Source organism: Emticicia soli, assembly GCF_037860775.1.
GTDB classification, from domain to species: Bacteria; Bacteroidota; Bacteroidia; order Cytophagales; family Spirosomataceae; genus Emticicia; species Emticicia soli.
Genome location: NZ_JBBEWC010000022.1, coordinates 35567 through 47466 on the forward strand (window position 1 = coordinate 35567; position 11900 = coordinate 47466).

Consider the following 11900-nt stretch of genomic DNA (forward strand, 5'->3'; position numbering starts at 1 on the left):
TGAGGTATTTTAATGAAACATATCGATAAATATCTTAAATCTGTCCGTATCTTTACGCCTAAAGCATTGTTTTGTGTTGTATCCCTCATAAAAATGCACTTACTATCTGATGTAGCTATCTTAAATGATTTTACAACCTCTACTATAAGAGTATTGGCTACACTTTAAATTATATATTTATGATCTTAAATACCCTTTCTGCTATTTCTCCTGTTGATGGTCGATACCGTAAACAAGTGGAAGATTTAGCGAAATATTTTTCAGAATTTGGCTTGATTTATTACCGTGTTCGGGTTGAAATTGAATACTTTATTGCTTTAGTTGAATTACCTCTGCCACAACTTTCTACTTTTCAGAAATCGCATTATAAAGATTTAAGAGCTATTTATCAGAATTTTTCGGAAGAAGATGCACTTAAAATCAAAGAGATTGAAAAAACGACTAATCATGATGTAAAAGCCGTTGAGTATTTTATCAAAGAAGCTTTTGATAAATTGGATATCAGCCAATATGCTGAGTTTATTCACTTTGGCCTTACCTCACAAGATATTAATAATACGGCTATTCCGCTTTCTTTAAAAGAAGCGATAGATGCTAGCATTTCGCCTATTTTTGCTCAGGTTGTAGCAAAACTTCACGATTTGGCCGAACAATGGAAAGATATTTCATTGTTGGCACATACGCACGGGCAACCGGCATCTCCTACCCGATTGGGAAAAGAAATATTGGTTTTCTGTGAACGCTTAGAAAAACAAATCGAATTATTAAAGACTATTCCGTACTCAGCCAAATTTGGTGGTGCTACCGGTAACTTTAATGCACACCATGTAGCTTATCCTCAGACCGACTGGGTAGCCTTCGGAAATACCTTTGTAAACGAGCAACTAGGCTTGTATCGTAGCCAGAAAACTACGCAGATTGAGCACTACGATATGCTGGCAGCACTGAGCGATAATATCAAACGTATTAATAATATTCTGATTGATTTCTCACGCGATGTATGGACTTACGTATCGATGAGCTATTTCAAACAGAAAATCAAAGCAGGTGAAATCGGTTCATCGGCTATGCCACACAAGGTAAACCCGATTGATTTTGAAAACGCGGAAGGAAACCTTGGTATTGCTAATGCGCTTTTTGAACATTTTGCTGCTAAGCTACCTATTTCACGTCTGCAAAGAGACCTTACCGATTCTACTGTTCTAAGAAATCTGGGTGTGCCTGTTGCCCACACAGTTATTGCTTTAAAATCTCTGCTGAAAGGTTTAGACAAACTAGAGCTTAACAAAGAAGCCATAGACCACCACCTTGAAGAAAACTGGGCAGTAGTAGCAGAAGGTATTCAGACTATACTAAGAAGAGAAGGTTTCCCGAAACCTTATGAGGCGCTTAAATCGCTGACTCGTACCAACGAAAAAATAACCGAAAAGAAAATAAAGGAGTTTATTGATACCCTTGATGTAAGCGAAAAAGTAAAATATGAGCTTCGTCGTATCTCTCCTTTTAACTATACCGGAATTTAAGAAACAACCTCATCTTTCTTCCCTTTACCCGTAGCAGCATGAGCAATCATGTTGCTACATTTTTTATATTGGTGTTTACTTGCAAATACCCCAATCTCTCATCATTTTTGTAGTTTGTACTATCACAAAAGGCTAAGCCATGATACAGATAAGAAAAGTTTCTCCCAAACATCCTACTGGCAGGGCTTCATATTTTGTAAACATGAAAGTATCTACCCAACAACCATTTCAAATTGTCTATTCATTGTTCGAACATGAATACCTGGGCTTTCTTTTTGAATCCTTCATTATTCAGCTCAATGGAAAAGGCGAACTCACACTACTTAATCAGAACGTTTCTTCAAAAAATATCCGTGAATTTTCTGAGCGATTAGATACCATTGATTTCGAGCTCGTAAAACTCATTGATGCCATTCAACAAGAAGCAGTTCTTAAAAAATTTAATCTACGAAAAATAAGCCCGCTTGATTTTTTCCTGAAAGTTTTTGACCCCGAAAAAGGTGACAAACTTTTACAGGAAACTATTCATAGCTATATGGAAAAACACCGTTCACAGATTTTACATAAATTGCTTGAGAAGCAGGTTTTCATAATGGGTTCAGACGGTGAACCAACGTGGAAAGCGATACGAATGGTGCACGAAGGAGCAAAAGTGTTTTTTAACTTTATTCGTAACCAAGAAAACACACATTATTTTCCGACTATCAAATGTGAAGGCGAAAGAGTGCAATTTCAATTCAAAAACGCTAGTGTTATATGCGAAGAGCCTGCCTGGTTATTGATTGATAACAGGTTATATCATTTTGAAAAGCAGGTAGACGGCAAAAAACTAAGGCCGTTTCTGAATAAAAATCATATAATTATTCCTCGCAATATTGAAGATACCTATTACCAGAAATTTATTGCGCCCCTAATCGCTCAGTTCGATGTATTTGCACAAGGCTTTGAAATACGCTTTGAACGCCACGCCTCAAAGCCAGTTTTAACCATTAGCGAGGTTATAAACAGTAATCAGAAGGTAATGGCTACGCTTTTTGACAGTGACGAAGAAGAGAAAGATGACCGAGAAAGTAAGATAGTTTTTGATTTAGCCTTTCAGTACGGCAAATACACATTCCGATTCGATAGTTTTTCGACTGAGGCTTATGTAAATGTAGAAAAAAACGGCAACGACTGGATTTTTCATAAAGTAAAACGTGATTTAGTTTATGAACGCTACCAGATAACCCAATTGAAAGATTGGGGTTTAGACCTACGCCAGGGCCGACTATCTTTCACGAAAGCGCAGGCTTTCTCATGGTTGCAAAGCCATGCCACTTTGCTACAAGAAAAAGGCTTTACGGTTAAGCAAGATGAAAGTAATCTGGCTCAGAAACAGTATTTTCTGGGTTACTCCGCCATAGAGATAAACATTGAAGAAAAAAACGATTGGTTTGATATTCAAGCAAAAGTACGGTTTGGAGAGTTTGAAATTCCTTTTCTGAAACTCCGAAACCTGATTATAGCCAATAAACGTGAGTTTACGCTGCCCAATGGTCAGATTGCCGTTATTCCTGAAGAATGGTTTACACGTTATTCGGAGCTGTTTAGTTTTGTTGAAAAAACCATCGATGATGAAGTAATTCTGAAAAAACACCATCTGGTTTTGGTACAAGACCTAACCGACGAAGGACTGGCGCACTCGGTTATTACCCGAAAGCTCGAAAAACTTCGGAATTTTGAGAAAATAAACCAATATCCTACCCCACAGGGTTTATTAGCTACCTTGCGCCCCTATCAGAAAGCGGGCTACGATTGGCTACGGTTTTTATCAGAATATAAATTCGGCGGTTGCCTCGCCGATGACATGGGGCTCGGAAAAACTATTCAGACGCTGGCGTTTCTGCAATCGCAGAAAGAAATGGGGCTTGCACAAAACCCAAGTTTACTGATTATGCCAACCTCGCTGGTTTATAACTGGTTGAAGGAAATTGAAAAATTTGCACCCGACCTCAAGGCTTTTGTGTATACAGGTACTTATCGTGACAAAAATACTGAACAATTTGATAATTACGACCTAATCTTGACTTCTTACGGTATTGTTCGGATAGATATTGATTTTATTAAAGATTACCGTTTCCATTATGTTATTCTTGATGAGTCGCAATCTATCAAAAATCCGAGTTCTTATATTTCAAAGGCCGTAATGCAATTGAATAGTGCTAATCGTTTGATTCTGACTGGTACGCCGCTGGAAAACAGCACGATGGATTTATGGACACAGATGACATTCATTAATCCGGGTTTATTGGGCACACAGAGTTTCTTCAAAAACGAATATCAGATTCCGATTGAGAAACATCAGGACGAAAAACAAATGAAGCAATTGTATAGCCTTATCAAACCATTTATGCTTCGTAGGCATAAGTCGCAAGTGGCTACAGAATTACCTCCTAAAGTAGAAAGCGTACACTATTGCGACATGACCGAAGAGCAGGAGAAAACTTATGAAGAGGCTAAGTCGTACTACAGAAATATTATCTTAGAACAAATTGAGCAAGACGGCTTGGCTAAATCGCAGATGGTGGTTTTACAAGGTTTAACCAAACTTCGGCAACTGGCAAATAACCCTATAATGATTGATGAAAATTATGAGGGTAATTCAGGCAAAGACGAAGAGGTTTTACAAAAACTTGAAACCATTATAGAAGAAGACCACAAAGTTTTAGTTTTCAGCCAGTTTGTAAAACATCTTGCCATATTCAGACATTATCTTGACGAAAACAATATTCCTTATTGTTACTTAGATGGCTCAACCACAAACAGACAAGACCAAGTTGACCGTTTTCAGAATGATAAAACCATTAAGATATTCTTGATTTCGCTGAAAGCCGGAGGTTTGGGACTTAACCTTACAGCGGCCGAATACGTTTTCTTGCTAGACCCTTGGTGGAACCCCGCTATTGAAGCACAAGCCGTTGACCGTGCGCATAGAATAGGCCAACAGAATACGGTTTTCACCTATAAATTTATTACCCGAAATTCGGTAGAAGAGAAAATTCTGGCTTTACAGCAAAACAAAAGAAAGCTATTCGATAACCTGATTACTACTGAGGAAACCTTTGTAAAATCGTTGTCGAAAGAAGATATTTTAAATTTACTTGCTTAGAACAAAATACCCAATTATCTATTCAACGCATAAAATCAACAACATGAAAATAGTTTATCTTGACGCCTATACTATTAATGCTCTCGGAGATTTAGATTTATCAATCCTTAACACATTAGGAGATGTAACGCTCTACGACCGCACACATAAAGAGCAAATTATTGAACGTGCCAAAGACGCCGAAGTTATACTCAGCAACAAGTGCCAGCTTAATCGTGAAATTATCAGCCAGTTGCCCAATTTAAAATATATTGGTGTTACGGCTACGGGTTATAATATTATTGATGTGGCAGCGACCAAAGAGCATGGCGTTATAGTTACCAATGTTCGTGGTTATAGCTCGGCCTCGGTAGCTCAATTATCGTTTTCCTTAATGCTTAGCTTTACCAATCAGGTAGCACAACATGCTGAAAATATAGCTCAAACTTGGCCTTCTTCGGCCGATTGGTGTTTTTATCTGGCTCCGCTGGTTGAATTAGAAGGCAAAACACTTGGTATTATAGGCTTGGGTGATATTGGTAAAAAAGTAGCCAATATTGGCTTAGGCTTTGGCATGAAAGTACTCGCCAATAAAAGAGACCTCACAAGCGGCGGAATGGAAGGCGTAGAATTGTGCGAAATAGAGCACTTACTCAAAGAAAGTGACTTTGTAAGTTTGCACTGCCCTTTGACAGCCGATAACCAAGGTTTTATTAATAATGAAAACATAGCCTTAATGAAATCATCGGCTATCTTGATTAACACCTCTAGGGGTGGCTTAATTAACGAGGCCGATTTAGCCGATGCCCTTAACGCAGGCACAATTGCAGGTGCTGGGCTTGATGTGCTTTCAAATGAACCTCCGGCAAAAGAAAATCCGTTACTCACAGCCAAAAACTGTATCGTTACACCTCATATCGCGTGGGCGGGTGTAGAAGCACGGAAATTATTGCTAAGAGGCATCATAGAGAATATCAAGGCTTATCAGAAAGGCACACCTATCAATGTTGTTTCCTGATATTTTCATAAGCACTGCTTTTTCCTGCTTATGTTTAACGTATGAACTATTACCTTTCTGACTAAAAAGAAGCCATTGAAGATTGAATAATCGTTTTTTAAACAGGCTTTAAAAAATTCTTCATAGGCATAGGGGAAAGTGGGGCCTTGTTTGTCTTTGTTAAAAAACTTATGTATGCAACCTTTGCGTATATAAACGCATCATTAACAAAAACGAACATATACTATGAAACGTAAAGCCTTTGCCATTCTTGTTTTGTTTTGTATGCTTTTCGTTACCGAAACCAACGCGCAACGCCGTGGGTATAGGTATCGACATGTTCCTGCTCGTCCGTACGTTCGGGTTATGCCTCGTGTAATCGTTCCCCGAGTTATTGTGCCTCCTCCGGTAATCGGTTTTTCATGGGGTTATGGGCCACGAGTGTATGTAGCTCCACCGCCGATTATTATTGGAGGCGGAAGAGGCTGGCGCCATTATCACCGACGTGGACATAATTGTAACGAACATTGCCATAGCTGGCGTGATGACAGCTATTACCGTGATAGAGAACATCGCTATTACAATGAGCGACGAGACCGAGAGTATTATGATGGCAGAGATAGAAGATATGATGAAGACAGAAATCGTCCTTATAACGATAATGACCGTTACTATAATCGCCTGCAAAACAATCAGCAATCAGAACAAAAAACTTATGATTCTGACGAAGATTCGTACGACGAAGAAATAGTAGAAACTATTTGATTTGAATAAATTTAAGAGAATAACAGAAAGGGTAGGAAACATTTTTCTACCCTTTTTTATACCCAAATTTTCAACCTTCCATATACCAGTTTTGTAGAGAAACGGTTGCTGATAGTATTTAATATATCGAGAAACCTACTTCCTGCAATTCAATTTTTATTTGAACTAAATCTAAATAAGTCATTTTTTTTCTTGCATTCCTAAGTATCGAAATGTAGTTTTGCGCACTATTTAGATAAATTCTAAATAGATTACCACTTTTATGATAAAATTATACAACACAAATGAAGTTAAAACACTACTTTTTTTTACTACTGGTATTTTGCCAGGAGATTGCATTTGCCCAAAAGAAATCAATCTCCGGAAGAATAACAGAAGCAGCTACGGGTATTTCCCTACCAGGTGCCAGCATACAAATCAAAGGTTCTGACAGAGGTACTACTACAAATGCAGAAGGACAATTCAAACTGCAAGCAGAAGTAGGTGAAGTTTTGGTGGTCTCTTACATTGGGTTTTCTTCGCAAGAGATTACAATTAATACTAAAACAGAGTATATTATTAGCCTTGAAGCTGATAATAATCAACTTGGTGAAATAATTGTAACAGGTGCCTTAGGTATCAAACGCTCTTCTCGTGAGTTTGGTGGTGGTGCGCAGACAGTTAATAATGAGTACCTGAATCAGGGTAAAACTGTGAATCCACTTACGGGTTTAAGTAGTAAAGTAGCGGGTTTACGTATAAATATGTACGATAGTAAAGTTGACCCCCAGATTCAGATTATCATGCGTGGTAGCCGCTCACTTAATCGTAGTAAGAACTCTCCTATTTTCGTGGTTGACGGTGTTCCGGTGCCTGAAATTGGTCGTTTAAACCCTAACGATATCGAAAGCATTACGGTATTGAAAGGAGCCAACGCCGCAGCCCTTTATGGCTCTGAAGGTGTAAACGGTGCCTTGATGATTACAACCAAAACAGGTAGCCGTGGTAAAGGTACTATCAAGTTTAGCAATACTACTACATTCTCAAATGTGTTTATGTTGCCTCCGGCACAAAACAAATTCGGACAAGGAGTAAATGGCGTATATAACCCAACTCAATACGAATCGTGGGGGCCTGCATTTGATGGCAGCACTAAGCCTATCGGAGGTGTATTGCCAGATGGTACAACTGCACAACAACTTTATGCAGCGCCATCAAGAGACAACCGCCTTGATTTATTTAATACTGGCCTTAATCTTCAAAACGACTTATCGTTTTCGGGTGGTGACGATAAAAGTACTTATTTCTTCTCTTTACAAGATGTACGCATTAAAGGGATTATTCCTAGCGACGAAAGCAGCAGAACAGGCGGGCGTTTCAACGGTACTCGTTCATTTGGTAAGTTAAAAACTTCTTACAACGTAAATTACGTTGATTTCAAGAGCAACACTACACCTGATGGCCCGTGGATTACGGCTTATCAGATGCCTGCTAATCTTGATTTCAAAAGTTTAGAAAACTGGAGAGACCCAAACAGCCCGGCAAACCCATTGAATTTCTTCACTGATTTGCAGAAAAACCCTTACCATCAAATTGATAATTACCGTAATGACCTTAAACAACAAACTTTAAACGGGAAAGTTGAGTTAGAATATCCGCTTACATCGTGGTTAACAATTACTGAAAGAGCTGGTATATTTTCACGTACCAACGAAACCCGTAGTACTGTTGGTAAATTTGAGGCTGCTGGTCGTAGAAATATCAACGGTTCTGTATCTGACGGAAACGAAAACTTCAAACGTTTCAACAATGATGTTATCCTGACGGCGCAACAAAAATTCGGTGAGTTCTCAACCCGTTTGATACTTGGCCAGAATTTCCGTTCTGATTATACAAAATCAACTACTATCAGTTCATCAAACCTTACTTTACCAGACCTTTACAACCCGGGTAGTCGTATCGGAGAGCTTGGAGGTAGTGCTGGTATCACCCGTTACCGTTCGATGGCTGCTTACGGAGAATTTACCGGAGGTTTCAGAAATTTCCTTTTCTTAACCTTAACAGGTCGTAACGAATGGGTGTCAGTATTAAATAAAGAAAACCGTTCGTATTTCTATCCTGGTGTTAGTACTTCATTTGTATTTACCGATGCTATACCGCTTTTCAAAGGTATTCCTGCGTTATCATACGGTAAAATATTTGCTTCATATAACAAAACAGGTAACGTAACGCTAGACCCTTACTCGCTAAATAACCCATACAGCCAGATTAACGGTTTTCCGTTCGGAAACCTTGTAGGTTTCACACCGGGCACACGTTATCCAAACCCAAATATCCAACCTGAGTTTGTAAGTTCATTCGAAGCAGGTGCGCAATTAAGTTTGTTCCAGAATCGCTTAAACATTGAGGGTAGCTATATCTTCTCTGACTCTAAAGGACAAATCTTCAACGCAACCACTTCTCGTGCTACAGGTTACAGCAGTGCAATCGTAAACGCTGGTCGCCTTACCAACAGCATTGTAGAATTAACAGTGAGTGGAGACGTTATCAGACGTGAAAATTTACAGTGGAATATTGGTTTTGCCTTTACGCATATCAACAACCAGGTTAAAGAACTATACGAAGGCTTAACTTCATTCAATATCTTCCGTCAGTCTTATGCCAATATTGGCCAAGCTTATCCAAGCTTACAAGTAAGCGATTACCAAAGAGACCCACAAGGCCGAGTAATTATTAACCCAAACACAGGCGAACCGCTTATTGCCGCAGATCCTGTACATTTGGGCACAATGGTGCCACCTTACCAAATGGGGCTTAACACTTCACTGCGTTTCAAAGGCTTCTCAGTAGCGGCACAGTTCGACTGGCGTATGGGCGGTTGGTTGTATTCTGAAATTGTACCACGTATGTACACTGCAGGAACAGACCCACGTACTGCCGAATTTAACCGTGAACCGTTTATTTTCCCTAACTCGGTTATCAGAACAGCCGATGGTAATTATGTAGAAAACACATCTGTATACTCGAAAGGAGACAAAGCTTACTGGACAAAACAAGGTGAAGTGCAGATAAATACTGCTGCAAAATCAGATTATTTCAAACTACGCGAACTCAACATTTCTTATAGCATGCCGGCACAATGGCTAGGTAACAGAAGATTCGTAAAAGAAGCTTCACTTGGGTTTATTGCCACCAACTTGTTTATTATCCGTCATAAAGATAATAACTACGGTGATCCAGAATACCTCTATAATACAACTGATGGATACATCAGTTTCCGTCAAGTACCTCCTTTCCGTACTTACGGTTTCAATTTAAATGTTGGATTTTAATAGAACGTTACTCATGAAAAATACATTATCAGTTATTCTTATATTTATTTCTGCCGTTGCCTTTACATCTTGTAGCGACTACCTCGATGTAAACGACAACCCAAATGCCCCGGTTTCAGAGAACCTGAAACTGAGTGCAAAGCTTCCGGCAGCATTGGTTAGCTCTGTTAACCAGGAGAGTGTTCAACTTAACCAAATCGGTGCTTTCTGGGGTGGTTATTGGGGCACTACAAGTGAGGGGGTAAACTTATTCCCTGATTTAAAAAACTACAATGGGCCTGCTATTCGTCACCAACGTGATGGTATTCCGGTGTGGGAAAACGCTTACACAAACTTGCTTTATTACCAGTTAATACGTGAGCAAGCTACCAAAGAAGATTCTTTCTTTTATTTGGGAATAGCTAAAATTATGCAGGGATGGCATTTTTTAAGATTGGTTGATATTTACAACAATATCCCGTTCGACCAAGCGCTTCAGGGTACTATTTTCCCTACACCACGCTATGAAGACGGTAAAACAGTTTATGAGAAATCAATAGCACTTATCAGCGACGGTATGGAAGATATTAAAGCTGCAAGAGCAGGTTCAGAACCAGGCAACGACGATGTATTATTTAAAGGAAACCGTACACTTTGGTTGAAGTTTGGAAATACCATTAAACTACGTGCATTGGTGCGCCAAAGCGAGGCTGGTAACGACACTTATGTAAAAGCCGAGGCACAGAAAATACAGGCAGAAGGTAGTGGTTTCCTGGGTGCTGGTGAGCACGCAGCTATACAGCCGGGTTACCTTATGACAGCCGGAAAAATGAATCCGCTCTGGGAAAACTTTTACCGTAATGTACAAGGTATCAGCACAGCAAACCATATTGATATACGTCCGACAGCGTACTTGATTGAACAATATAAGGTCAGAAACGACCCCCGTTTAGAGCAACTTTATACAGCAGTTGGGAACGATTATAAAGGCGTTTTGTTTGGTAATCCAAATGCAGAAGCAGAATACAACCGTTCTGCGACTTCATTATTCAAAGGCCCACAAGAAAACAGTAACAGACCGGGTGGCGTATTCAAAAGTGCTACACAGGCCACTATTTTGTTAAGCTCGTTCGAGAGTCTGTTTTTACAGGCAGAAGCAGCGCAAAGAGGCTGGATTAGCGGATCAGCTAAAAGCTTTTATGATTTAGCCGTTGGCGAATCGTTTGTGTATGTAGGTACTACCGGCATGAGCATTGACAATTACCTTGCACAAAGCAATGTAGCTTACAATGCAACCATCGAACGTATTATTGAGCAAAAATGGTTGTCGCTTAATAGTATTAGCAGCATTGAAGCCTGGAACGACTACCGCCGTTTAAGCTTACCAAATTTCCCGAATTCATTAGATGCAGCCTCTGCTACTGACAGACCTTTGCGTTTAATGTACCCAGAGTCAGAAAGACAAACCAACAACGTAGAAGCCACTAAACAAGGCAACGACGATATGGTTTCAGCTCGTGTATGGTGGGATACGAAATAAGTTTAGTATTGTGTAGCCTATAAATGACAAGAGCCATCTCCAAATTGGGATGGCTCTTTAAGATTCTGGTCAATTAGCGAACTCACAAATCTAGCACCATCATAAACCATAATAATTTTCTGGTGCTTTTACGGCTTCAAATAAATCTCCGCCCTCTACTTCCAATTTTTGCGTAGCATTGTCTTCTGAGTACGACTAAAACAATCTTACGCACATTTACTATTTAACCACATCCAATTCAGTTGGTCTTCTAATCCTGCAACAAAACCATTAATGCCTGGCTGCCTGGGGTCATTTGGTCTAGTAGTTTTAATTTATTTTCGTATAGAATAGAATCGAATTTAAATTATCTTATAGATATTTTATGGCTATTAATGACAAGAATGAGGGGATTTACGCATAATATATACAAGCGTATTATACTTATAAAACGAAATCAAGAGGTGAGAGATTTAAGTTTGCTTCGTTTATTAGCGGCTGAACAAGGCTTGTTTTGTTAGAGTTTATCCAGATTGACCCTGACCGCCTCCATTTGGTTGTGTCTGATAGTAGCAGTATGTTGGTTCTTTCACATAAAAAAAGCCCCTAAGAATGTTCTTAGAGGCTTTACAATAAAATCCTGGCATCTACTTACTCTCCCGAGGATGAACTCAGTACC

General features: G+C 39.3%; 6 protein-coding genes. All 6 read left to right on the forward strand.

Translation table 11 applies throughout. The features are described from left to right. Window positions 1-179: 179 nt before the first annotated feature. The 6 genes from purB (at window position 180) to WAE64_RS23975 (ending at window position 11242) form a co-directional block, all read left to right on the forward strand. Complete coding sequence (purB, locus tag WAE64_RS23950; RefSeq protein ID WP_340240600.1) at window positions 180-1523, forward strand: adenylosuccinate lyase; 1344 nt, start codon at window positions 180-182, stop codon at window positions 1521-1523. A 202-nt stretch (window positions 1524-1725) separates the two neighbouring features. Then, the gene (locus tag WAE64_RS23955; protein ID WP_340240609.1) at window positions 1726-4671 is read left to right on the forward strand and encodes a DEAD/DEAH box helicase; all 2946 of its coding nucleotides are present in this window, start codon (window positions 1726-1728) and stop codon (window positions 4669-4671) included. 43 nt (window positions 4672-4714) lie between these two features. Beyond that, window positions 4715-5668: a D-2-hydroxyacid dehydrogenase gene (locus WAE64_RS23960; RefSeq protein WP_340240602.1), complete on the forward strand. Its 954-nt coding sequence runs from the start codon at window positions 4715-4717 to the stop codon at window positions 5666-5668. Between the two features lie 225 nt (window positions 5669-5893). Continuing rightward, window positions 5894-6412: a hypothetical protein gene (locus WAE64_RS23965; RefSeq protein WP_340240604.1), complete on the forward strand. Its 519-nt coding sequence runs from the start codon at window positions 5894-5896 to the stop codon at window positions 6410-6412. Window positions 6413-6696: 284 nt separating this feature from the next. After that, window positions 6697-9723: a SusC/RagA family TonB-linked outer membrane protein gene (locus tag WAE64_RS23970; RefSeq protein WP_340240605.1), complete on the forward strand. Its 3027-nt coding sequence runs from the start codon at window positions 6697-6699 to the stop codon at window positions 9721-9723. A gap of 13 nt (window positions 9724-9736) precedes the next feature. Further along, on the forward strand, window positions 9737-11242 hold the full coding sequence (locus WAE64_RS23975) for a SusD/RagB family nutrient-binding outer membrane lipoprotein (RefSeq protein WP_340240607.1): 1506 nt from the start codon (window positions 9737-9739) through the stop codon (window positions 11240-11242). The last annotated feature ends 658 nt before the right edge of the window (window positions 11243-11900 follow it).